25 protein-coding genes and 2 tRNA genes are annotated in these 23,012 nt (G+C 60.2%); 17 read left to right on the plus strand and 10 right to left on the minus strand.

Annotated elements, in window-relative coordinates; genetic code table 11:
* The first annotated feature begins 11 nt into the window (after positions 1–11).
* Complete coding sequence (gene dnaQ / locus IEV38_RS14205; protein ID WP_188397221.1) at positions 12–722, plus strand: DNA polymerase III subunit epsilon; 711 nt, start codon at positions 12–14, stop codon at positions 720–722.
* A gap of 43 nt (positions 723–765) precedes the next feature.
* Positions 766–840: transfer RNA gene (locus IEV38_RS14210), tRNA-Val, on the plus strand.
* Positions 841–1,055: 215 nt separating this feature from the next.
* Here the strand turns inward: IEV38_RS14210 and IEV38_RS14215 are convergent.
* On the minus strand, positions 1,056–1,853 hold the full coding sequence (locus tag IEV38_RS14215; RefSeq protein ID WP_188397223.1) for a bifunctional hydroxymethylpyrimidine kinase/phosphomethylpyrimidine kinase: 798 nt from the start codon (positions 1,851–1,853) through the stop codon (positions 1,056–1,058).
* A 225-nt stretch (positions 1,854–2,078) separates the two neighbouring features.
* On the opposite strand from IEV38_RS14215, the gene IEV38_RS14220 reads away from it, so the two are divergent.
* Positions 2,079–2,441, plus strand: coding sequence for a helix-turn-helix domain-containing protein (locus IEV38_RS14220; RefSeq protein ID WP_188397225.1), 363 nt, complete (start codon positions 2,079–2,081; stop codon positions 2,439–2,441).
* 131 nt (positions 2,442–2,572) lie between these two features.
* The gene (locus tag IEV38_RS14225; protein ID WP_229729067.1) at positions 2,573–3,196 is read left to right on the plus strand and encodes an OmpW/AlkL family protein; all 624 of its coding nucleotides are present in this window, start codon (positions 2,573–2,575) and stop codon (positions 3,194–3,196) included.
* A 66-nt stretch (positions 3,197–3,262) separates the two neighbouring features.
* Here the strand turns inward: IEV38_RS14225 and IEV38_RS14230 are convergent, their stop codons facing one another.
* Positions 3,263–4,381 carry an acyltransferase family protein gene (locus IEV38_RS14230; protein WP_188397227.1) on the minus strand — a complete coding sequence of 373 codons (1,119 nt, stop codon included), beginning with the start codon at positions 4,379–4,381 and terminating at the stop codon, positions 3,263–3,265.
* A 442-nt stretch (positions 4,382–4,823) separates the two neighbouring features.
* Between IEV38_RS14230 and IEV38_RS14235 the strand changes: the two genes are divergently transcribed.
* Positions 4,824–5,045, plus strand: coding sequence for a hypothetical protein (locus tag IEV38_RS14235; RefSeq protein WP_188397229.1), 222 nt, complete (start codon positions 4,824–4,826; stop codon positions 5,043–5,045).
* Between the two features lie 46 nt (positions 5,046–5,091).
* Here the strand turns inward: IEV38_RS14235 and IEV38_RS14240 are convergent, their stop codons facing one another.
* On the minus strand, positions 5,092–5,310 hold the full coding sequence (locus tag IEV38_RS14240) for a hypothetical protein (RefSeq protein ID WP_188397231.1): 219 nt from the start codon (positions 5,308–5,310) through the stop codon (positions 5,092–5,094).
* A gap of 332 nt (positions 5,311–5,642) precedes the next feature.
* Here IEV38_RS14240 and IEV38_RS15425 point away from each other — a divergent pair, with 332 nt between their 5' ends.
* A complete protein-coding gene (locus IEV38_RS15425) occupies positions 5,643–5,771 on the plus strand; it encodes a hypothetical protein (protein ID WP_268234736.1) in 129 nt (42 codons plus the stop codon).
* A 185-nt stretch (positions 5,772–5,956) separates the two neighbouring features.
* Here IEV38_RS15425 and IEV38_RS14245 read toward each other — a convergent pair whose 3' ends face one another.
* The 3 genes from IEV38_RS14245 to IEV38_RS14255 all read right to left on the minus strand — a co-directional run bounded on the left by IEV38_RS14245 (position 5,957) and on the right by IEV38_RS14255 (position 8,491).
* The gene (locus tag IEV38_RS14245) at positions 5,957–6,715 is read right to left on the minus strand and encodes a DUF2569 family protein (RefSeq protein WP_188397233.1); all 759 of its coding nucleotides are present in this window, start codon (positions 6,713–6,715) and stop codon (positions 5,957–5,959) included.
* A gap of 373 nt (positions 6,716–7,088) precedes the next feature.
* Positions 7,089–7,164, minus strand: a tRNA-Asn gene (locus IEV38_RS14250).
* Between the two features lie 112 nt (positions 7,165–7,276).
* The gene (locus IEV38_RS14255; protein WP_188397234.1) at positions 7,277–8,491 is read right to left on the minus strand and encodes an amino acid aminotransferase; all 1,215 of its coding nucleotides are present in this window, start codon (positions 8,489–8,491) and stop codon (positions 7,277–7,279) included.
* Positions 8,492–8,610: 119 nt separating this feature from the next.
* On the opposite strand from IEV38_RS14255, the gene uvrB reads away from it, so the two are divergent.
* Positions 8,611–10,707, plus strand: a complete 2,097-nt coding sequence (gene uvrB, locus IEV38_RS14260) for an excinuclease ABC subunit UvrB (RefSeq protein WP_188397237.1) — start codon at positions 8,611–8,613, stop codon at positions 10,705–10,707.
* 57 nt (positions 10,708–10,764) lie between these two features.
* A complete protein-coding gene (locus tag IEV38_RS14265; RefSeq protein WP_188397239.1) occupies positions 10,765–11,550 on the plus strand; it encodes a uracil-DNA glycosylase family protein in 786 nt (261 codons plus the stop codon).
* A 6-nt stretch (positions 11,551–11,556) separates the two neighbouring features.
* On the opposite strand, the gene IEV38_RS14270 is transcribed toward IEV38_RS14265, so the two are convergent.
* The gene (locus IEV38_RS14270) at positions 11,557–12,285 is read right to left on the minus strand and encodes a TetR/AcrR family transcriptional regulator (protein WP_188397241.1); all 729 of its coding nucleotides are present in this window, start codon (positions 12,283–12,285) and stop codon (positions 11,557–11,559) included.
* A gap of 477 nt (positions 12,286–12,762) precedes the next feature.
* Here IEV38_RS14270 and iscR point away from each other — a divergent pair, with 477 nt between their 5' ends.
* The 8 genes from iscR to iscX all read left to right on the plus strand — a co-directional run bounded on the left by iscR (position 12,763) and on the right by iscX (position 18,515).
* On the plus strand, positions 12,763–13,245 hold the full coding sequence (gene iscR / locus IEV38_RS14275; protein ID WP_188397243.1) for a Fe-S cluster assembly transcriptional regulator IscR: 483 nt from the start codon (positions 12,763–12,765) through the stop codon (positions 13,243–13,245).
* A 17-nt stretch (positions 13,246–13,262) separates the two neighbouring features.
* Positions 13,263–14,516: an IscS subfamily cysteine desulfurase gene (locus tag IEV38_RS14280; protein ID WP_188397245.1), complete on the plus strand. Its 1,254-nt coding sequence runs from the start codon at positions 13,263–13,265 to the stop codon at positions 14,514–14,516.
* Between the two features lie 34 nt (positions 14,517–14,550).
* Complete coding sequence (gene iscU, locus IEV38_RS14285; protein WP_188397247.1) at positions 14,551–14,955, plus strand: Fe-S cluster assembly scaffold IscU; 405 nt, start codon at positions 14,551–14,553, stop codon at positions 14,953–14,955.
* Positions 14,956–15,029: 74 nt separating this feature from the next.
* Positions 15,030–15,353, plus strand: coding sequence for an iron-sulfur cluster assembly protein IscA (gene iscA / locus IEV38_RS14290; protein WP_188397249.1), 324 nt, complete (start codon positions 15,030–15,032; stop codon positions 15,351–15,353).
* Positions 15,354–15,487: 134 nt separating this feature from the next.
* The gene (gene hscB, locus IEV38_RS14295) at positions 15,488–16,000 is read left to right on the plus strand and encodes a Fe-S protein assembly co-chaperone HscB (protein ID WP_188397251.1); all 513 of its coding nucleotides are present in this window, start codon (positions 15,488–15,490) and stop codon (positions 15,998–16,000) included.
* A gap of 57 nt (positions 16,001–16,057) precedes the next feature.
* Positions 16,058–17,920, plus strand: coding sequence for a Fe-S protein assembly chaperone HscA (gene hscA / locus IEV38_RS14300; protein ID WP_188397252.1), 1,863 nt, complete (start codon positions 16,058–16,060; stop codon positions 17,918–17,920).
* Between the two features lie 51 nt (positions 17,921–17,971).
* Entirely contained in the window at positions 17,972–18,310 is a 339-nt protein-coding gene (fdx, locus tag IEV38_RS14305) for an ISC system 2Fe-2S type ferredoxin (RefSeq protein ID WP_188397254.1), read from the plus strand.
* 10 nt (positions 18,311–18,320) lie between these two features.
* Positions 18,321–18,515 (plus strand): Fe-S cluster assembly protein IscX, encoded by a 195-nt coding sequence (gene iscX, locus IEV38_RS14310; RefSeq protein WP_188397257.1) that lies wholly within the window; start codon positions 18,321–18,323, stop codon positions 18,513–18,515.
* 62 nt (positions 18,516–18,577) lie between these two features.
* Here iscX and IEV38_RS14315 read toward each other — a convergent pair whose 3' ends face one another.
* The 3 genes from IEV38_RS14315 to prfB form a co-directional block, all read right to left on the minus strand.
* Entirely contained in the window at positions 18,578–19,240 is a 663-nt protein-coding gene (locus tag IEV38_RS14315) for a glycine zipper 2TM domain-containing protein (protein WP_188397259.1), read from the minus strand.
* A gap of 203 nt (positions 19,241–19,443) precedes the next feature.
* The gene (gene lysS, locus IEV38_RS14320; protein ID WP_188397261.1) at positions 19,444–20,979 is read right to left on the minus strand and encodes a lysine--tRNA ligase; all 1,536 of its coding nucleotides are present in this window, start codon (positions 20,977–20,979) and stop codon (positions 19,444–19,446) included.
* Between the two features lie 68 nt (positions 20,980–21,047).
* A protein-coding gene (prfB, locus tag IEV38_RS14325) for a peptide chain release factor 2 (RefSeq protein WP_188397263.1) occupies positions 21,048–22,152 on the minus strand; the annotation gives its coding sequence in 2 pieces (ribosomal slippage) (positions 21,048–22,070 and positions 22,072–22,152; 1,104 coding nt in all).
* Between the two features lie 125 nt (positions 22,153–22,277).
* Here prfB and IEV38_RS14330 point away from each other — a divergent pair.
* Positions 22,278–23,003: a hypothetical protein gene (locus IEV38_RS14330; RefSeq protein WP_188397265.1), complete on the plus strand. Its 726-nt coding sequence runs from the start codon at positions 22,278–22,280 to the stop codon at positions 23,001–23,003.
* Positions 23,004–23,012: the final 9 nt, after the last annotated feature.

A 23,012-nucleotide genomic window follows, 5' to 3' on the forward strand; every position in this document is an offset into this window, starting at 1 on the left:
AGAAGGAATGCATGCGACAAATCGTGCTCGATACCGAAACCACCGGCCTGAACGCGCGTTCGGGCGACCGCATCATCGAGATCGGCTGCGTGGAAATGATCAACCGCCAACTGACGGGCAACAATTTCCATCACTACATCAATCCCGAGCGCGATTCGGAAGAAGGCGCGCTGGCAGTCCACGGCCTGACCACCGAATTCCTCAGCGACAAGCCCAAGTTCGCCGAGATCGTTGACGAGTTCTGCGAATACATCAGCGGCGCCGACGTCATCATCCATAATGCGCCCTTCGATATCGGCTTTCTCGATGCCGAACTGCAGCGGCTGAACATGCCGGTGTTCAAGGATCACATCGGCGAGGTTCTCGACACGCTGGTCCAGGCCAAGGAAATGCATCCGGGCAAGCGCAACTCGCTCGATTCGCTGTGCGACCGCTATGGCATCTCCAACGCGCACCGCACGCTGCACGGCGCGCTGCTCGATGCGGAACTGCTGGCGGAAGTCTATCTGGCGATGACGCGCGGGCAGAACAGCCTGTCGATGGATCTGGGCGAGGAAGAAGCGGGCGGCGGCGTGGCACTGGAAATGGTGGCGATCGCCGACATCCTCGTGCACTGCGCCAGCGAGGAAGAGCTCGCCGCGCACGAAGCACTGCTCGACGGACTCGACAAGCAGGTCAAGGGCACATCGCTGTGGCGTACGGCGCCTCAGGAAGCTGCATAAGGGAATTGATGCACGCAAGCAGTTGTGCCATAATACGCGGCTCGGGAGGTTAGCTCAGGGGTAGAGCGATCGCCTCACACGCGATAGGTCACAAGTTCGAAACTTGTACTTCCCACCACATTCCCCAAAGGCCATGTCGCTCGGCATGGCCTTTTTCATTGTCTGTTCCGGCAAGTCCCATCTTCGGTTTCCCTTGTCTGCCAATGCCGGCGGGACAGTTGCGTCTGCAAGATGCATGAGACTTCGCGGCGAATGAAGACGCGCAGCACGGCGACCGCTCAAACGAAAACGGCCCGCGTTGCAGCGGGCCGTTGGAAGAGGCAAACGCCGGAATCAGCCGCAGAAATCGACCGGCAGCCGGCGCGGGAAATACTGGCCGGCGCCCGGCCGGTCGGCGTCGCGCAGCGTGCGCCATGTGTAGCCCAGCGCATTCTCTACTGCGGTGCGAATATCCTCGCCGAGGGCGAGGCGGCCGGCCAGCGTGCTGGCCAGCGTGCAGCCGGAACCGTGATAGCTGCCGGGCAGGCGGTCGCAGGTGAAGGTGGCGACGCTGCCGTCGCGCGAATACAGGCGATTGTGGACCTGGTCTTCCTCGCCGTGGCCGCCGGTGATCAGCAGATGGCGGCAGAACGGCAGCAGTTTTTCCGCGCACTGATCGGGCGTGCCTTCCGGCAGTTCGGCCAGGATGCGCGCCTCCGGCAGGTTGGGCGTGGCGACGGTGGCGATCGGCAGCAGGCGTTCGCGCATTGCGTAGCCGACCTCATCCTTGCCGAGCGCGCCGCCGCCGCCGGCGCGCAGCACCGGGTCGCAGACGATGGGGGCGTCGCCGAGGCGCTTCAGAATCTGCACCACGGTATCGACCATCTCGACCGAACCCAGCATGCCGAGCTTGGCGCCGGCGATCGTCAGGTCGCCGATCACTGCATCGGCCTGGGCCAGCACCCATTGCGCGTCGAGCACGCGAAAGTCGGAAACGTCGATCGAGTTCTGCACGGTCAGCGCAGTGACGGTCGGCGCAGCATGGCAGCCCTGCGCCATCAGCGCTTCGATGTCGGCCTGCAGGCCGGCGCCGCCGCTGGGATCGTGACCGGACAGACAGAGAACAACCGGGCGGGGAGAAACAGTATTCATGCAAACGGTTCCTTGCCAATCGTGGCATGTCGATGATGAAGGGCGGCAGCGTGCGAGCGCTGCCGATCGGCGGCGCTATTATAGGCTGTCCGCTGTGAAAAATGCTTTTGCGCGCCACCGTGCCGCGGGCGTACCATGCGTGCGGCACGGCGATGACCGGAAGGACATCGGCTTCGATGAATAGGCAGTCTGCCGTTTGGCGGCAGAGAAGGATGAAAGGAACACATGGGAAACGATCTGACGACCGACGAGTTCGATGCATTGAGACAGATCGCGCAGGACAGCGGGCGCGGACGGCCTTCGGCCTGCGTGTCGCGCAACGCCAAGCGCCTCGCTGGCCTGAAGTACATCGCGCATACGCGTGACGGCCGCTTCGAACTGACCGAAAAGGGGCGACAACTGCTGTTCATACAGAACTGCATCGACGGTTTGCGCGCGGTCGCGGCCGATCCTGCCACGCAACTCCCGCGCGACGTGGCGACCTTTCTCGGCAAGAAGGGGCATATCGCCGCCGGCAGCGCGACTGCCTTCGAGATCACGCAGAAGGGTCGGGAATGCCTGGCCGACATCGACGCGCGCCTCACATAGAAGCTGCCTGTATGCGTCGGGTGCGGCGCCGCCTGGTCGCGACTGCGATTTTCCTGTCTTTTGATTGATATCAAAATGTTGATATCAACGCCCATTTACCTTAACGATGTTTCATCAACCTGGAGAACATCGTGAAAAAGGGAATGGCAGCATTGGTGCTGTTTTTATCGGCTACCGCAGGCACGCCGGCATTGGCACAGCAACAGACGCAGGAAGGATCGTGGCTGGTACGCGTACGCGCGGCGCATCTGAATCCCGCGGACAAATCGGACCCGGTCGGCGGCGTCGGCGCGTCGAACCGCCTGACCGTGGATTCGAAGACGATTCCGGAAATCGACATCAGCTACTTCTTCACGCCGAACTGGGCGGCGGAGCTGATCCTGACCTATCCGCAGAAGCAGCGCGTGGCGCTCGACGGCAACGACATCGGCAGCTTCAAGCATCTGCCGCCGACGCTGACGCTGCAATACCACTTCACGCCCGAGAAGACCTTCAGCCCGTATGTGGGGGCCGGCATCAACTACACGCGGCTGTCGAGCGTGCATCTGCTCGATGGTGCGGCCGATCTCGAAAGCAGCAGCGTCGGTCTCGCGCTGCAGGCCGGCATCGACTACAAGCTCGATCGCAACTGGTCGCTCAACTTCGACGTCAAGAAGATCCAGATCCGTTCCGACGTGAACACGGCGGCCGGCACCATCAGCAAGGTCAAGGTTGACCCGTGGCTGATCGGCGTGGGCGTCGGTTACCGTTTCTGATTGCTCTTTAAAAGCCTGCATCCGCAGGCGATGGCGACACATGCGGGGCAGTCCGGGCCGGCAGGGTCAGGACGTTGCCCCGTCTTTCTTTTTCCATTGCAGCGGCAGGAACAGGCGCGACAGCAGCCGGTTGCGCTTGCAGATTTCCCAGATCAGCAGCGACGCCGACACGCACGCCACGAAGCCGATGATGCCGGCCATCAGCGGCGGAACCCGGTTCTGCAGCATGGCGACCAGCGGGAACTGGATCTGCGCATGGCAGATCAGGATCATCAGGCTGCCGCGCCCGATATAGCAAAGCATCTCGCGCACGCGCGGTACGCGCGCCAGCAGCGTGCACAGGCACAGCATCATGTAGATGCCGGCCAGTGCCTGCACGGTCGAGATCAGCAGGCTGTCGTAGCGGCGCATGTTGAAGTCGATGCGAAAGCCGTACTGCATGTTCAGATAAAGCGAGACCGCGATCGCCAGCAGCATGCCGGCGATGTTGAGCCGGAAGGCCTTGGCCGGCGTCGATAGAAAGTGGCCGAGCAGGAAATAGGTGGCCGATAGCAGCAGCACGTCGGCGCTGAACGGCAGGCCGCAGTGCAGCAGTTCCGGATCGACTTCCATGATGCGGCGGCAGGCGGGATTGGTCGCCACCGTATCGAAGGAATCCATCAAGAAGAAGCCTGCACACAGGAAGAACAGCAGCAGCAGTCCCTTGCGCAACGGCGTCTTGATCAGCGCATTGCCATGCCTGACCAGTACGGCAACGCTCACATACAGCAGCCACAGATGTGGCAAGAACCACAGCACGTTCCATCCAAGGGTGAAGCCCGTGCCGTAGAAAATCCCGAGCAGCACCGATTCCACGGTCTCCTTTCCCGCGACGACCTTGAGCAACCCGCCCACCAGCAGCGCCATCACGTACGGCTTCAGCCAGGCATCGGCCCGCATCAAGGCAATCGTTCCAACGCTGCGATTGGCAGCGGAAAAGATCACGCCGGAAATGAAGAAAAAGAAGGGCAGACGAAAGGCAGCCAGGAAGTTGGCGGCGTCGCCGTAATGGGAAGAAAAGATCCGGTTATGGCCCAGCACGATCAGCAGGATGCCGACGCCCTTGGCGACATCGATCATCGGCAGGCGACCGCGTGGCGGTGCATGCGCAGTGTGCTCGAAGGTCGTGATGGTTGATGCGGTCATGGCTGCTTTCCAGCACTCGGTTGTCTGCAGACCTGATTTGCACGCGCGATCTTCAGCGCGTGTTGATGTAAGCCTGCAACCGATATGCCTGTTTGGGGTTGCTTTATCCTCACATTAGATGTGTTTTCGTTAATATGTTCAATTCAAATCAATTGTTATTTGATTAATTTATATGTGACATATCGCGGGAGGATGAAAGCGTGTCGTAGGGCGCATCAGCACAAGAGCAGCGTACTCCCCGCGATCAGCCGCACGGGGGTCTGGCTTGCATGATGCCAGGAGGGGTGACGAAGCTACACAAGGTGGCTCCGTACTTCAGTGGGTTAAAGCGTGAGGAAGAATGTGGGTGTGGAGTGATGCAACTGCGTAAGTAAAAGGCAAAGAACTTCTTCCACTCAATTGCCGTATATTGCGTCTTTCATTTGATCACGGATGCAACATCATGCAAGTTTCCCCACAAGAATTCGCCGATCTCGTCAGCCAAGCCATGCAGGACCCGGAACGCCTCGGCAGCGATCCCCGTTTTGCGGTCGAACTGCTGCGTGTCGGCAGTGGCTACCATCTGAAGCCGGTGGGGGATGCACCGAAGGAATTGATCCTCGAGTGTTATCGCACCGTTTACAACTGGCATCAGCCGACGACGACTGTTGTGCCGCCGATCTGACAGGGAAACGGCGATCCTGGTCTTTCGTGAATCCCGTGTGCAGGCCTCAGGGGCGCAGTACCAGAGGAACCGGAGCGCCTTCCTGATAGGCCACGGCATAGCAATCGCGGATGAAATCGAGGTTGGTGTTGCCGATCAGCTTGAGAACGAAACCGTAAGGCTCCCGCGCCAGTTCCACACCGTAATGGGGCTGGCTGCCGGTAAGACGAGGATCGGTCGCAAGTTCGTTGACGCGGTCTGCAAATTCCTGGGGTGTGCGAGGCATGGCTAAAGTTTTCTGAAGAAAAAGAGGGATTGTAATGGCGATTGGGCTGACGGGAGGCGATGGTGATCGTACAGACCATATGCTCTGGCTACAGCGGTAGTTGCAAGGCCCGCAAGGCAATCAAAGACTTCATTTTACTCACCCTGATTCTGCTCAATATGGCCGGTGCATCACTGCGAACATAGGCTGGGTAAACACAAGTCATAAATATGAGGGTGGGAAAGTTATTCTGCTTGGTGATAACAAGTATGCGATATCGGAATTGGATTTATATCTGTAGTGGCCTCACTATGTAGTTACTCCAAAAGAGATCACTATGAAAGGAAGTCCAAATGTCACAAGCATTGTCCAAAGCAGTAGAAGCAAAAGCCTCTCAAGAAGCCCGTGCAGCATTGATCGCAAAGCTGTGTGCGACGCGCGGCACGAACTACCAGTTCTTGAAGAGCTATCGCAGCCTGTAATTTGCTGCCAGGCCAGCACCCCGGCCGCCACCAATAATCCTCGCAATCAGCGAGGATTTTGTTTTTGGAGAGCCGGAAAATTGACTGAGTGGGCGGAGAAAGCGTAAAAAAGCCCCGCTTGCGACGGGCTTGATTGAGGTGATTTGCAACGGGGGCTGATTGTAGCTTTCTATTCATTTCCACGCTCAGCTTGTCCCATAGGTGTTTTTTACCCGTCGGGAGCGCTTCAGGTAGGCAGTCCAGATGGCGGCATACATAATCCCCTGCAATACGCCTCCGATTACTTCTGGACCCAGATAATCACTAGGGGAGAGTTTTAAGAAAACTACCGCGGATAAGAGGTCGCCTATCATTGCGACAAAGGGTGCTGCCCATATCACCTGAATGCAAGCATCAACCGACGCCGGGATGTGGTGCTTGAGCAAACCCCTGCCGGCCCAGATAAACGCGGCACTAAGCATGATCGCTATCAGCCAAGCAGTTATCTTGTAGTTTGTCCAACCGCTTAAATTGAGCAATTCTGGATAAAGGTTTTCAGCATCCATTATCGCGTTGGCAGTTGTTATAACGGAACGAAGAGGGCCAAAGATCGTCAGGCTGGCAACCAAGAACATGAGCCATCCTCCGACGCCGACCAATGGCTTTTCATTGAAGCCGCTCGGTTTGTATGGAGTTTCGTTGTTCTTGATGCTCCCTTTTCTCTTGCGCGGCCATAGAAAATTGCTGTCGACGCCAGTGTTGCCTATAAAGCCATCCAGAACCCACACACAACCCTGAGTAACGGCAAAAAGAAAGCCCCCCAATAAAAGAAGAACGATTGATGTGATTGCTCCTGCATTGTTGAATGCAGCTACTATGCCGAGGATGGCGAAAAGTACTAATAACGCCCAGCTGGTACCCGAGATAAGTTTGCTGACTCTACTTACTCCTTCTTTCATTGCCATTTTCCATCCCCTTAAATGCGCGCCTATATTGGCGCTTCATAGGCTTTGTAGTACCGGCCATGCCTGTGCGAATCTGCTCAAGTTTTACTTCATGCCGTTACGATTATCTGGAATATATGGTGCCAACCGATCGTCTTTTGACAGTTTAAATCTATTTCCTTGCTGAAACATAAAATTGTGCAGATGTCGCTTCTCAACTGGAAAACGAGGCAGCGCGCTGCCGGGATGTTTCCAAACGAGAGCGAGATGTTCGGTAGTTTTTGAAGAATGGGAGTGGACTGCACCGCATGCTGGCGGAGTTACCTCAGAAACTATGCAGCATCTAGAAAGCAAAAAGCCCAACCTTGCGATTGGGCTTTTTGCTTGAATTTTTTGGCTCCCCGACCTGGACTCGAACCAGGGACCTGCGGATTAACAGTCCGTCGCTCTACCGACTGAGCTATCAGGGAACAGAAGCAAGATTATGTATGAATCTTTGCTGCTTGTCAAAGCCTGTGAAGCAATTTTTCTGTTTTTACGCAGAAATTTTCGCAGGTTATCGTTGCAGCAGGCTCATCCTTTTCAAAGCACCTTGGCAACGGCGTCGACGACATAGTCGATATTGCCGCTGTTGAGCGCAGCGACGCAGATGCGGCCGGTATCGACGGCGTAGATCGAGTATTCCTCGCGCAGGCGATCGACCTGCGGCTTGGTCAGGCCCGAGTACGAGAACATGCCGCGCTGCGCGATCACGAAATCGAAATTGTGGCCGGGCGCCTTGGCCTTGAGTTTCTCGACGAAGGCCTGGCGCATTTCGCGGATGCGCACGCGCATGGCTGCCAGTTCCTCTTCCCACAGCGCGCGCAGTTCCGGTGTTGCCAGCACGGTGGCGACGACCTGGCCGCCGTGGATCGGCGGGTTCGAGTAGTTGGTGCGGATCACGCGCTTCAGTTGCGACAGCACGCGCGCGGCTTCGTCGGCGCTGGTGGCGACGATGGACAGCGCACCGACGCGTTCGCCGTACAGCGAGAACGACTTCGAGAACGAGTTGGAGATGAATACCGGACCGCCGGCGTCGGCGAAGCGGCGCACTACCTTGCCATCGGATTCGATGCCGTCGCCGAAGCCCTGATAGGCCATGTCGAGGAAGGGCACCAGGCCGCGCGTGGTGACGACCTCGATGATCTGCGTCCATTGGTCGTCGGTCAGGTCGGCGCCGGTCGGGTTGTGGCAGCAGGCGTGCAGCAGCACGACGGAGCCGGCCGGGATGGTTTTCAGCGTGTCGAGCATGCCGGCAAAATTGACGCCCTTGCTTGCTGCATCGTAATACGGATAGCTGTTGACCTTGAAGCCGGCCGATTCGAACAGTGCACGGTGGTTTTCCCAGCTCGGATCGCTGATCCAGACCTGCGCGTCAGGCGAGAAGCGCTTGAGGAAGTCGGCGCCAAGCTTGAGTGCGCCGGTGCCGCCGATCGCCTGTGCGGTGATGGCGCGCTTTTCCTTGATAACGGCGCTGTCGGCACCAAATACGAGGTCTTGAACGGCCTTGTCGTAGGCAGCCAGACCATCGATCGGCAGATAGCCGCGCGGTCCGGTCTTTTCCATCAGTTGCGCTTCGGCCTTGCGTACGCATTCCAACAGAGGCAGCTTGCCGTTGTCGTCATAATAGACGCCGACGCCGAGGTTGGCTTTCTTGGGATTCTTGTCTGCGTTATACGCCTCGGTGATGCCGAGAATCGGATCGCGGGGCGCCATTTCGATGGCATGGAGGAGTGAAGCAGGAGTAGGTGCGTTCATCGTGATAACATCAAAAGTTGGCTGCAAGAGACGGATTTGCAGACGGGTTGTATGGAACGCAAGACCAAAAGTCTTGAGTGGAAATCCAGCCGAACAATTCTACCAAAGGTCGCATGGCAATGTCCGATTTATCCCAGGTTGTGCCCTCGTTCGACGAGTCGAAAATCGTCACTTTTCCCGATTCTCCGTTCCGGCTTTACCAGCCTTTTCCGCCGGCCGGCGATCAGCCCACGGCCATCGAGAAACTGGTCGAGGGCGTGGAGGATGGCCTATCGTTCCAGACCCTGCTCGGCGTGACCGGTTCGGGCAAGACCTATACGGTTGCCAACACCATTGCGCGCCTGGGGCGCCCGGCGATCGTGTTCGCGCCCAATAAGACGCTGGCGGCGCAGCTCTACAGCGAATTCCGCGAGTTCTTTCCGCAGAACGCGGTCGAGTACTTCGTCAGCTACTACGATTACTACCAGCCCGAGGCCTACGTGCCGCAGCGCGACCTGTTCATCGAGAAGGATTCCTCGATCAACGAGCACATCGAGCAGATGCGCCTGTCGTGCACCAAATCGCTGATGGAGCGGCGCGACGTGGTGATCGTGGCGACCGTCTCGGCGATCTACGGTATCGGTAATCCGAACGAATACCACCAGATGATCCTGACCCTGCGCGCGCGTGACAAGGTCAGCCAGCGCGACGTGATCGCGCGCCTGATCCAGATGCAATATACGCGCAACGAGGTCGATTTCGGCCGTGGCACCTTCCGCGTGCGCGGCGACACCATCGACGTGTTTCCGGCCGAGCATGCAGAACTGGCATTGCGCATCGAAACCTTCGACGACGAGATCGAAAGCCTGCAGTTGTTCGATCCGCTGACCGGACGCGTCAAGCAGAAAATCCCGCGCTTCACGATCTATCCGGGCTCGCACTACGTGACGCCGCGCTCGACCGTGCTGCGCGCGATAGACACCATCAAGGAAGAGCTGCGCGAGCGGCTCGAATTCTTCCGCAAGGAAGGCAAGCTGATCGAGGAGCAGCGTCTCGAGCAGCGTACGCGCTTCGATCTCGAGATGATGCAGGAGATCGGCTTCACCAAGGGCATCGAGAACTACTCGCGGCATCTGTCGGGCGGCCGTCCCGGCGATCCGCCGCCGACGCTGGTTGATTACCTGCCGCCCGATGCGCTGATGTTCCTCGATGAGTCGCACGTACTGATCGGCCAGTTGAACGGCATGTACAACGGCGACCGCGCGCGCAAGACCAACCTCGTCGATTACGGCTTCCGCCTGCCGTCGGCGCTCGACAACCGGCCGCTGAAGTTCGACGAGTTCGAATCCAAGATGCGCCAGACCGTGTTCGTTTCGGCCACGCCGGCCGATTACGAGAATGCGCGCGCCGACCAGGTGGTCGAGCAGGTGGTGCGGCCGACCGGGCTGGTTGACCCGATCATCAGCGTGCGGCCGGCGTCCAGCCAGGTTGACGATCTGATGTCCGAAATCACCGAGCGCGTGAAGCTCAACGAACGTGTGCTGGTCACCACGCTGACCAAGCGCATGGCCGAGCAGCTGACCGAATTCCTGAGCGACAACGGCATCAAGGTGCGCTACCTGCACAGCGACATCGATACCGTCGAGCGCGTGGAGATCATCCGCGATCTGCGCATCGGTACCTTCGACGTGCTGGTCGGTATCAACCTGTTGCGTGAAGGGCTGGACATTCCCGAGGTGTCGCTGGTGGCGATCCTCGACGCTGACAAGGAAGGTTTCCTTCGTTCCGAGCGCAGCCTGATCCAGACCATCGGCCGTGCGGCGCGCAACCTGCGCGGCATGGCGATCCTCTACGGCGACGTGTTGACCGATTCCATGCGCCGCGCGATCGACGAGACCGAGCGCCGCCGCGCCAAGCAGGTCGCCTTCAACGAAGCCAACGGCATCACGCCGGCCGGCATCAAGAAGGAAATCCGCGAACTGATCGACGGTGTCTATAGTCCGCAGGAGGCGCGTCTGGAACTCGCCGTGGCGCAGGACAGCAAGAAGTACGATGCCATGAGCGAGAAGCAGGTCAGCAAGGAGATCAAGAAGCTCGAGAAGCAGATGATCGACCACGCCAAGAATCTGGAATTCGAGAAAGCCGCCAAGGTACGCGACCAACTGCGCGTGCTGAAGGAGCAGTTGTTCGGTGCGCCGGGTGCCGATTCCAACGTGGTGCCGCTGGCGCGCGACTAGTATTTTTTACTCCTCTTTTGCGGCCGGCTTTGACCGGCCGCTTTACCGTTGATTGTCATGAGCCATACGATTCCACATTCCTTCATTGCCATGCTCGAGCAGGCGGACACATCGTGGCAGCCTGTGCTGCGTGCCGGTCTGGAGGCTGTCGCCGCCAACAACCCGGAATACTTGCCGGCACTGGCCGACGATCATTTCCTGCCGAATGGCGGACGCGTGTTCGCTGCCTTCCGGCAGCCGTTGGATGCCGTGCGCTATGTGCTGGTGGGGGAGGGGCCGTATCCGCGCCCGGACAGCGCGACAGGGGTTTGCTTCATGGATGGCGCGGTCAGCTCCCTGTGGTCGGAAAAGGGCTTGTCCAAGCCGGTCAATCGCGCCACCTCGCTGCGCAACTTCATGAAGATGCTGCTGGTAGCGGACGGCCAACTGACCCTGACGAATACCACGGGTGAGGCGCTGAGCGGGATTTCGGACCGCGCGCGTGCTGCGCCCGACCAAGTGATCCAGACCCTGCCGGAACTGCAGGCCAACCTGACGGCGCACGGTTTCCTGCTGCTAAACGCGACGCTGGTGTTCCGCAAGCACGTGCCGCCGGTGCGCGAGGCCAAGGCCTGGCTGCCGTTTCTGCAGGTGGTGTTGTCGGCCTTGGCCGACCATGCGGAAGGCAAGGGGAAGGAGCCGCCGACGCTGGTTTTATGGGGAAAGATTGCAGTGCAACTCGAGGCTCTGCCGGCCAATGCCCGTTTTCCGAAAAAGGTGGCGGAGCACCCTTATAACCTGAGTTTCATCGGCAATCCGGTGATGCAGGAGTTTTTCGGTCCCATGCATTTGCTGCAGAAATAAGCTGCTTTAAATCAGACTCATCTGGCGCGTATCCGGGCGCACGAACGCCGGTTCGACGCCGGTGAGCAGATCGGCGGCTGGCTGGCCCGCTGCCTTGCTGCGCGTTTCGGGTTTGCTGCCGTCGCGTGCCAGCAGGCGCGCGATCATGTTGTCGAAGAAGGCGGGCAGGGCCTGCGGATCGTCGTGCGCATGGAAGTGCTGGCGGATGATCATGCCGTCCCACATGCCGGTCAGGAATAGCGCGGTCTGCGCGGCATCCAGCGAAGCGTCGAGCTGGCCGCGCGCCTGCGCCACGCGCAGGATATTGGTCAATCCCATCACCCATTCCGCCTCGATCCTGCGCAGCACGGCGCCGGTGCGCTTGCTGCGCATGCCTTCTGCATAGACTTCGGTCATCAGGCCGGCATCGCCGCTGGCGCGATAGCGCTCGGCGAACATGCGCGTGGCCATCGCCAGCGCATCCTGTATCGATTCCGCATCCCTCATCTGCAGCAGCATGGCGCGCGCCTGCCGACGCTCATCCTCCACCATCGCCTCGATGATGGCTTCCTTGCCCGTGAAGTAGCGATAGACGGCGCCCGGACCGAGCCCGGTTTCGGCGCAGATCTGCTGCATGGACGTCTGATGAAAGCCGGTTTTGCGAAAACATTTGCCAGCGGCCTTGAGAACATCGCCACGTTTCTTGTCCGCCTTGGCGGTCGGTGATTGCGGGGTTTTGGAAATGCGGGTAGCCATGCAGAAATGGAAGCGAAGCTTCGATCAATGAGCGAAGGTTTTATTATAAATTGAATATTCGCTCAAAATTAATAATCGATTTATTTTCTTTGAATTGATATTAAATACATGATTTTTAACGAAAATTTATTTAATTGATTGTTCGTTCAAATTTGTATGACGACTTTTTGAGTGACATATGTTTGTGAAAGACATGCCTTCATTCTGTGGGTGGGCATGAGATGGGGCGGGCGATTGTTCGATTGAGTAGGGTGTAGAGGAGGTCGGTGAGATGCGTCCAAGCAAGCATTAAAGGCTCGCGATAAAATGACGCGCTTTGCGGAACGGTGAGAATTGACGGGCATTTGCGGCGACACGGTGGGGCGTTGTTTTCTTGTCTGCGGGATACGATTTCATTCCTGACAGATTTAGTCGGCTTTGTTATACTTGACGAAAACATTCAACCAATCCGGAAGCATTTCGTGTGAGGAACAGCATATGCGTCTGACCACCAAGGGTCGTTTTGCGGTAACTGCGATGATCGATCTGGCACTGCGCCAGGACAACGGTCCGGTGACGCTTGCCGGGATCAGCCAGCGTCAGGAAATTTCGCTTTCCTATCTGGAGCAATTGTTCGGCAAGCTGCGCCGCCACGAGATCGTGGAATCGGTGCGCGGACCGGGCGGCGGCTACAACCTGGCGCGTCGTGCGGAGGATGTGACGGTGGCGGACATCATCATCGCGGTCGATGAGCCGCTGGATGCGACGCAGTGCGGTGGCAAGGAAAACTGTCACAGTCCGGAACATGAAAATGGCGGTCGCTGCATGACCCATGACCTGTGGGCCACGCTCAACGCAAAGATGGTGGATTACCTGGATTCGGTGTCGTTGAAGGATCTGGTCGATCAGCAGAAACAGAAGCAGGCGGTACTGGAGCAGCGTGTGGTGGTCATGCACCGAAACAGCCACGCTGCCGTTTGACAATTTGGAGTGAAAAGATGAATGCCCCGTTAGACAAGAGCCTGCTCGACACGATCAAGGCGCCGCACTTCCCGATCTACATGGACTATTCGGCGACCACGCCGATCGATCCGCGCGTGGCCGACAAGATGATTCCCTATCTGCGCGAGCAGTTCGGCAATCCGGCTTCGCGCAGCCATATGTACGGCTGGGCAGCCGAGAAGGCGGTCGAGGAGGCGCGCGCCAATGTGGCGGCGCTGGTCAATGCCGATCCGCGCGAGATCATCTGGACTTCGGGCGCGACCGAGAGCAACAACCTCGCGCTGAAGGGCGCCGCGCACTTCTACAAGACCAAGGGCAAGCACATCATCACGGTCAAGACCGAACACAAGGCCGTACTCGACACCGTGCGCGAACTCGAGCGCGAAGGTTTCGAGGCGACCTACCTGCAGCCGCAGGACAATGGCCTGATCACGATCCAGCAACTGGCCGATGCGATCCGTCCGGACACCATCCTGGTCTCCGTGATGCTGGTCAACAATGAGATCGGCGTGATTCAGCCGATCGACGAGATTGGCGAACTGTGTCGCAGCAAGGGCATCATTTTCCACAGCGATGCCGCGCAGGCGACCGGCAAGGTCAAGATCGACCTCGAAAAAACCAAGGTCGATCTGATGAGTTTTTCGGCGCACAAGACCTACGGTCCGAAAGGCGTCGGCGCGCTGTACGTGCGCCGCAAGCCGCGCGTGCGCATCGAGGCACAGATGCACGGCGGCGGCCATGAGCGCGGCCTGCGCTCGGGCACGCTGGCGACGCACCAGATCGTCGGCATGGGCGAAGCCTTCCGCATCGCGCGTGAAGAGATGGACAGCGAACTGGCGCGCATCCGCGGCCTGCGCGACCGTCTCGCCAAGGGCCTGATGGAAATGGAAGAGGTCTATGTCAACGGCGACATGGCGCATCGCGTGCCGCACAACCTGAACGTCAGCTTCAACTACGTCGAAGGCGAATCGCTGATCATGGCGATCAAGGATCTGGCGGTATCGTCTGGTTCGGCCTGCACCTCGGCCAGCCTCGAGCCGTCGTACGTGCTGCGTGCCCTGGGCCGCAGCGACGAACTTGCGCACAGTTCGATCCGCTTCACGATCGGCCGTTTCACGACCGAGGAAGAAGTCGATTTCACGATCGGCCTGATCAAGGAAAAGGTATCCAAGCTGCGTGAACTGTCGCCGCTGTGGGACATGTACAAGGACGGGATCGATCTCAGCACGATCCAGTGGGCAGCGCACTAATCCGGCTGTCGCGATTCATTCAAGGAGCAACAAAATGGCTTACTCGGACAAAGTTCTCGATCACTACGAAAACCCGCGCAACGTCGGCGCCTTCGACAAGGGTGACGACACCGTCGGTACCGGCATGGTCGGTGCACCGGCCTGTGGCGACGTCATGAAGCTGCAGATCAAGGTCGGCGCGGATGGCGTGATCGAAGATGCGAAATTCAAGACCTATGGCTGCGGCTCGGCTATCGCCTCGTCGTCGCTGGTGACCGAATGGGTCAAGGGCAAGACGCTGGATCAGGCGCTCGCGATCAAGAACACGCAGATCGCCGAGGAACTGGCGCTGCCGCCGGTGAAGATCCACTGCTCGATCCTGGCGGAAGACGCGATCAAGGCGGCCGTGCAGGATTACAAGACGCGTCACGGCGCGGGCGAGTCGAAGGAAGCGGCATAAGGTTGTTGATCGATTGGGCATGCAGGAAGCGTTTCTTCCCGCATGATCAGTGACAATCTTTTCGGTGGAAGATCATGGCAATCACATTGACTGAAAAAGCGGCAAAGCACATCAATCGCTACATGGAGCGGCGCGGCAAGGGCATCGGCCTGCGCTTCGGCGTGCGCACCACCGGATGCTCGGGCCTGGCGTACAAGCTCGAGTATGTGGACGAGCAGGCGGCCGAGGACAATGTGTTCGAATCGCACGGCGTCAAGGTCTTCGTCGATCCCAAGAGCCTGCCGTACATCGATGGCACCGAACTCGATTTCGCGCGTGAAGGGCTGAACGAAGGCTTCAAGTTCCGCAACCCCAACGTGAAGGATGAATGCGGCTGCGGAGAAAGCTTCCGCATCTGATCGAACGCCGGCCCAGGTCGCCGTCGCCACAGAGCCTGACGATGTGCAGGCTCTTTTTGCACCGGAATCCAGTCACCGCAGTCATTCATCACAGACGCCGACAGCGGCGCGCGTAGCAATCGCCAACGCACAGCATGCAAAACCATTTCGAACTCTTCCAGCTTCCCCAGCAATTCACTATCGATGCAGCCGCGCTGGACAGCGCCTATCACGAGGTGCAGCACAGGGTGCACCCGGACCGCTTCGCCAATGCCTCCGACAGCGAGCGCCGCGTCGCCATGCAATGGGCCACGCGCGCCAACGAAGCCTACAAGACCCTGAAGAACCCGTTCCGCCGCGCGGCCTATCTGTGCGAGCTGAACGGCGTCGATCTCGAAGTCGAATCGAACACCTCGATGCCGCCGGCCTTCCTGATGCAGCAGATGGAATGGCGCGAAGCGCTCGACGACGCGCGCGCAGCGAAAGATGGTGCCGCACTGGATGCGCTCGAAGCGGCAATCCGCAGCGAACGCAAGGCGGTGCTGGAAGCCACTGCCGCGCATCTGGACAATGGCGACTTCAGGCAGGCGGCCGGACTGGTGCGCCAACTGATGTTCCTGGAAAAATTCTCCGACGAGGTCGCGAACGTGCAGGACGCACTGATCTGACCGACCGAACCGGGCCGTCGCTGATGGACGGTTCACCAAGCAAAGTTACCGATCGTTATGGCATTACTTCAAATCGCAGAACCCGGCATGTCCACTGCGCCGCACCAGCATCGGCTGGCGGTCGGCATCGATCTCGGCACCACCAATTCGCTGGTGGCAACAGTGCGCAACAGCGTACCGGAAGTCCTGACCGACGAGGAGGGGCGTTCGCTGCTGCCGTCCGTGGTGCGCTATCTGCCCGACGGCAACGCGCACATCGGCCACAAGGCGCAGGCGGCGCAGAATACCGATCCGAAGAACACCGTCGTCTCGGTCAAGCGCTTCATGGGGCGTGGCCTGAAGGACATCGCCTACGCCGAGAACCTGCCTTACGACTTCGTCGATTCACCGGGCATGGTGCAGCTGAAGACGGTGGGCGGCATCAAGAGCCCGGTGGAGACCTCTGCCAACATTCTCGCCACGCTGCGCCAACGCGCCGAAGACGCGCTGGGCGACGAGCTGGTGGGTGCCGTGATCACGGTCCCGGCCTATTTCGACGATGCGCAGCGCCAGGCGACCAAGGACGCGGCGACGCTGGCCGGTCTCAACGTGCTGCGCCTGCTGAACGAACCGACCGCGGCCGCGATTGCCTACGGGCTCGACAATGCGTCGGAAGGCGTGTTCGTGGTCTATGACCTCGGCGGCGGTACCTTCGACGTATCGATTCTCAAGTTGACCAAGGGCGTGTTCGAGGTGCTGGCGACCGGCGGCGATTCGGCGCTGGGCGGCGACGACTTCGACCACCGCCTGTTCTGCTGGATCATCCAGGAAGCCGGCTTGTCGCCGCTGTCGGATGAGGACACCAGCGTGCTGATGACCAAGGCGCGCGAAGCCAAGGAACTGCTGTCGAGCAGGAGCGAGACGCATATCGACGCCTTGCTCGGCAACGGCGAGCAGGTACACCTGACGCTGACGGCCGAGGCCTTCGCCGAGATGACGCAGCATCTGGTCGCCAAGACCCTGGCACCCACGCGCAAGGCGCTGCGCGACGCCGGCCTGACGGCCGAGGATGTCGATGGCGTGGTGCTGGTCGGCGGTGCGACGCGCATGCCGCACGTGCGCAAGGCGGTCGGCGACTTCTTCGGTACGCCGCCCCTCGGCAACATCGATCCGGACAAGGTGGTCGCGCTCGGCGCGGCGATCCAGGCCAACCTGCTGGCGGGCAATCGCGCTGCCGGCGACGATTGGCTGCTGCTCGACGTGATTCCGCTGTCGCTCGGCATCGAGACCATGGGCGGACTGGTCGAGAAGGTCATTCCGCGCAACTCGACGATTCCGTGCGCACGCGCACAGGAGTTCACCACTTTCAAGGACGGCCAGACCGCGATGGCGGTCCACGTCGTGCAGGGCGAGCGCGAACTGGTCAGCGACTGCCGCTCGCTGGCGCGCTTCGAGCTGCGCGGCATTCCGCCGATGGCGGCCGGCGCGGCGCGCATCCGCGTCACCTACCAGGTTGACGCCGACGGTCTGCTGGCGGTGTCGGCACGCGAGCTGCGCTCGGGCGTCGAGGCTTCGATCAGCGTCAAGCCGTCCTATGGCCTGGGCGACGATCAGATCGCGCAGATGCTGCAGGATTCCTTCCAGGCGGCCGATACCGATATGCTGGCACGCGCGCTGCGCGAAGAGCAGGTCGAGGCTGAGCGCATCGTGCTGGCCACGCAATCGGCGCTGGATGCCGACAGCGATTTGCTGTCGGATGACGAGCGTGCGGAAGTGCAGCGCCTGCTGGAGGCGGTGCGTAGCGCAGCCGCCGGCACCGATCACGAAGCCATCAAGGCCGCGGTGCATGCGCTGGCACATGGCACCGACGAGTTTGCCGCGCGCCGCATGGACCGCAGCGTGCGCAGCGCCCTGTCGGGCAGGAAACTGGACGAAGTCTGAGCCATCTTCACCCTAAGCCGTATTGAACATTCAACCACCGAGGTAGCCAAAGTGCCCCAAATCGTCGTTCTTCCCCATCATCTTCTTTGCCCGGACGGCGCCGTCATCGAGGCGCCTGCCGGTACCTCGGTCTGCGACGCGCTGCTCGAGAACGATATCGACATCGAGCACGCCTGCGAAAAGTCGTGCGCCTGCACCACCTGCCACGTGATCGTGCGCGAGGGGTTCGATTCGCTCAACGAAGCGGAGGAAAAAGAAGAGGATCTGCTCGACAAGGCGTGGGGACTGGAAGCCAACTCGCGCCTGTCGTGCCAGGCCATCGTGGCCGACGAGGACCTGGTGGTCGAGATTCCGCGCTATACGATCAATCACGCCAGCGAAAATCATTGAGGAGCCGATCATGAAATGGACAGATACCATTCGCATCGCCGAGGAACTCAACGACAAGTTCCCGGACATCGACCCGCTGACGGTGCGCTTCACCGACCTGCATCGCTGGGTCTGCGAACTCGACGGCTTCGACGACAAGCCGGAGAATTCGGGCGAGAAGATTCTGGAAGCGATCCAGATGGCATGGATTGAGGAAGCGCAATAAGGCGGCTTCTTCAAACGAAAAAAGAGCGGCCATTGGCCGCTCTTTTTGCTGGTCGCGCCGGATCAGCGTGCGCGCAGGTAGCCGTCCACCACGCGCACGCGGTCGCCGCTGCTCCACGGCGGCTGGTTGTTGTACGGGAAGGTACGGACATGGCCGTCTTCCATGCGCACGCGAACCTCGTAGGTGGTGGCGGTGCGCGTGCGTTTTTCGATCTCGTTGCCGGCATAGCCGCCGCCTACGGCACCGGCCACGGTGGCAAGGGTACGGCCGTTGCCGCCGCCGACCTGGTTACCGAGCAGGCCGCCAACCACGGCGCCGCCCACTACACCAACGCCGCTCGGTTTGGCAGCAGTCTGCACCGAACGTACAGATTCAACGCGGCCGCAGTTGCTGCAGCTTGCGGCTGCAACCTGCCTGGCCGGTTTGTCATCGGCGCGCGATGCCGGCTTGGATGCGGCCACGCGCCGTTCCTCTTCCTTGCGCAACTGTGCCGCGCGTTCCGCAGCGGCCTTGGCCTCGGCTTCCGCTGCAGCGGCTTTTTCTTCCGCGGCCTTCAGTTCGGCTTCGCGTTCGAGCGCGGCAACCTCGGCGCGGTTGGTCGAGCTGTTGGAGTTGGGCAGCATGCCGGTCATGGCGGCGATGCCGACCATGCAGGCCAGCAGGACCGCGATGGCGGCGGCTGCGATCAGCGGGTGAATCCGGTTCGAATTATTCTTGATTTCCATGATGTCCTCCACGAAGGAAGCTGCTGTTGATCATGTGGAAAGTATGTCCGCTCGCCTCTCGAATAAAAAGCGCGGAGTTGTGTCAGATGTAAGGCGATGTAACTTGGACTGCATGCAACGCCGATTGGTTGCGCGAAAACAAAACGGGAAAAGAAAAGGACTGCCGAAGCAGCCCTTTTATTGCGCGGAAGAAATTATGAAAATCAATCCTCGCGTCGCAGGTGCGGGAACAGCAGCACGTCGCGGATGTTGGGCGAGTCGGTGATGATCATCATCAGGCGGTCGATGCCGATGCCGCAGCCGCCGGTCGGCGGCATGCCGTATTCGAGTGCACGAATATAGTCGGCGTCGTAGTACATGGCTTCCTCGTCGCCGGCATCCTTGGCGGCAACCTGCGCCTGGAAGCGCGCGGCCTGGTCTTCGGCGTCGTTGAGTTCGGAGAAGCCGTTGGCGATCTCGCGGCCGACCATGAACAGTTCGAAACGCTCGGTAATGCCGGGCACGGTGTCGGAGGCGCGCGCCAGCGGCGATACCTCGACCGGGTAATCGATGATGTAGGTCGGTTCCCACAGCTGGGCTTCGGCGGTTTCCTCGAACAGCGCAAGCTGCAGCGCACCGAGACCGGCGTGCGCATGCGGCTTGACGCCGAACTTCAGCAGTTCCTGCTTGATGAATGCGGCATCGGCCAGCTGCTCGGCGGTGTAGCCGGGCGCGTACTTGTTGATGGCTTCGACGATGGTGAGGCGGTGGAAGGGCTTGGACAGGTCCAGTTCGCGGCCGCCGTAAGTCAGCATGGCGGTGCCGTGCGCATCGACGGCAGCCTGGCGGATCACGGCTTCGGTGAAGTCCATCAGCCATTTGTAATCCGTGTAGGCGGCGTAGAACTCCATCATCGTGAATTCCGGATTGTGCCGGATCGAGACGCCTTCGTTGCGGAAGTTGCGGTTGATCTCGAACACGCGGTCGAAGCCGCCGACCACCAGGCGCTTCAGGTACAGCTCGGGCGCGATGCGCAGGTACATTTCCATATCGAGCGCGTTGTGGTGCGTGATGAAGGGCTTGGCCGAAGCGCCGCCGGGAATCGTGTGCAGCATCGGCGTCTCGACTTCCATGAAGCCGTGCTCGGCCATGAACTTGCGGATCGAGGCGATGGCCGCGGTGCGCGCCTTGAAGGTGCGGCGCGTCTCCTCGTTCATGATCAGATCGACGTAACGCTGGCGATACTTTGTTTCCTGGTCAGACAGGCCGTGGAACTTGTCGGGCAGCGGGCGCAGCGACTTGGTGATCAGGCGCAGTTCGCTGACCTTGATCGTCAGTTCGTCGGTCTTGGTCTTGAACAGGGTACCGGTCACGCCGAGGATGTCGCCGAGGTCGTAGTGGCGCAGCGCGGCCATCGCTTCCTCGCCGGTCAGGTCCTGCGTCGCATAGATCTGGATGCGGCCGTCGGCCTGCGCTCCGGAGGCGTCCTGCAGCGTGGCGAAGGCGGCTTTCTTGCCGGCTTCGCGCTTGAGCATCATGCGGCCGGCGAGCACGACCGTGACGGGTTCGGCTTCCAGTTCCTCGCGGGTCTTGCCGCCGAACTGTGCATGCAGGTCGGCTGCCTTGTGCTGCGGACGGAAATCGTTGGGGAAGGCGATTCCCTGCGTGCGCAGCGCAGCGAGCTTGGCGCGACGTTCGGCGATGATCTTGTTTTCGTCAGTCGGCAGCAGGGCTGCAGCGTCGTCGTTGTGCGTAGTCATGAAAGGCAACAGTGGTTGTTAGGGTGGTGCAATGAATGGAACATGCAGGCGCGCGCCGCGCGCCTGCCTTATACGCCCTGCTTGAGCGAAGCCGCGATGAACTCGTCGATATCGCCGTCGAGCACGGCCTTGGTGTTGCCGGTCTCGAAGTTGGTACGCAAATCCTTGATGCGCGACTGGTCCAGCACGTAGGAGCGGATCTGGTGGCCCCAGCCGACGTCGGTCTTGGAGTCTTCCAGCTTCTGCTGCTCGCTCATGCGGTTGCGCAGTTCGAGTTCGTAGAGCTTCGCCTTCAGCATGTCCCACGCCTCGGCCTTGTTGCGGTGCTGCGAACGGTCGTTCTGGCACTGCACCACGATGCCGGTCGGCCCGTGCGTCAGGCGCACCGCGGAGTCGGTCTTGTTGATGTGCTGACCGCCGGCGCCGGACGCGCGGTAGGTGTCGATGCGCACGTCGGCCGGGTTGATCTCGATCTCGATCGAATCATCGACTTCGGGATAGACGAACAGGCTGGAGAACGATGTGTGACGGCCGTTGGCCGAATCGAACGGCGACTTGCGCACCAGGCGGTGAACGCCGGTTTCGGTACGCAGGAAGCCGTAGGCGTATTCGCCCTCGACCTTGATGGTCGCGGTCTTGATGCCGGCCACCTCGCCGTCCGACTGTTCGAGGATTTCGGTCTTGAAGCCCTTGCGTTCGCAGTAGCGCAGATACTGGCGCAGCAGCATCGAGGCCCAGTCCTGCGCCTCGGTACCGCCGGCACCGGCCTGGATGTCGATGAAGCAGTTGTTGGCGTCGAGCGGATTGCTGAACATGCGGCGGAATTCCATGCCTTCCACCAGTTGCAGCAGGTTCTGCGCATCGGCCTCGATGGCGACGATGGTGTCGTCATCCTTCTCTTCACGCGCCATCTCGAACAGGTCGCGCGCGTCGGCCAGTTCGGTATCGATCTTGATGAGGGTGTGGACGATCGCTTCCAGCGATTTCTTTTCCTTGCCCAGGTCCTGGGCGCGCTTGGGATCGTTCCAGACGTCGGGGTCTTCGAGTTCCCCGTTGACTTGCTCGAGTTTCTCCGACTTCACATCGAAGTCAAAGATACCTCCGAAGTTCGGCCGCGCGATCGGTTAGATCGGCGAGCAGGGATTCGAGGGAGTTGAGGCGTTCGGCTTCCATGACGATTTCTTTTGCAATCAAACCGGGGATTATACCTGTTGCGTCATTTTTTCGATGGAAAAGCGCACTTGCGGGATTTTTCCATGGCATCATCCGGGCTGGTCATTTTGGCAACGAGGCGACTAATGCAAGGGGCACGGTTTTCCCTGGTCATCATCAGCGCGGCGATCCTGCTGGGCGCATGTTCGAGCGTGCCGGCGCCGCGCGGCGAAGTGCAGGGCATGTCGAGCGGCAGCCGCGAAATGGGGCAGTCGGACACCAACCGCGTCGCCACCATCGCCATGCACAGCAATCTGCAAAGCCTGTACCTATTGATGGACAAGCTGTACCGCCGCAATCCGGCCGAATGGAAGAAGACCGCGGCCAGCCGCGAGGATGCGATCCAGCGCGTGCGCAGCGCCATCGAGCAGCGCGCGCCGTGGCCGGCGCTGGCCGAGCAGCGCGACATCGGTGCGCTGTCGCTGGCGCTCAAGCCCGAATTCGCCGGCGACCGCGTGGCCGCCTTCATCCATGCGAGCGCGGACATGATCATTGTCGCCCACAACGGCAAGACCGAATTTTTCCTGATCGACAGCCTCGACGCCCAGCATCTCTACAACGCGGCGCGCAACATGGAGATCGCGGTCTGGCTGCTTGCGAGCCGCCGCAACGAGACGGGCAAGCCGCTGCTGCTGGCCGACGACATCAGCGAGGCGGGGCGCAACCTGAGTTTCGAGCGCGAGTTCGGCAAGATCGTGGCGCGGCTCGATTTGCTGGCGGTGTTCATCACCGAGAAATACCGGCGTGCCGGCATCAGCTACGTGCAGAACCTGCTCGGCGGCTCCTTCATCCAGTTCCTGCCGGTACGCTGAAGTTCACTA

It is taken from the genome of Oxalicibacterium flavum (assembly GCF_014635065.1).
GTDB lineage: Bacteria > Pseudomonadota > Gammaproteobacteria > Burkholderiales > Burkholderiaceae_D > Oxalicibacterium > Oxalicibacterium flavum.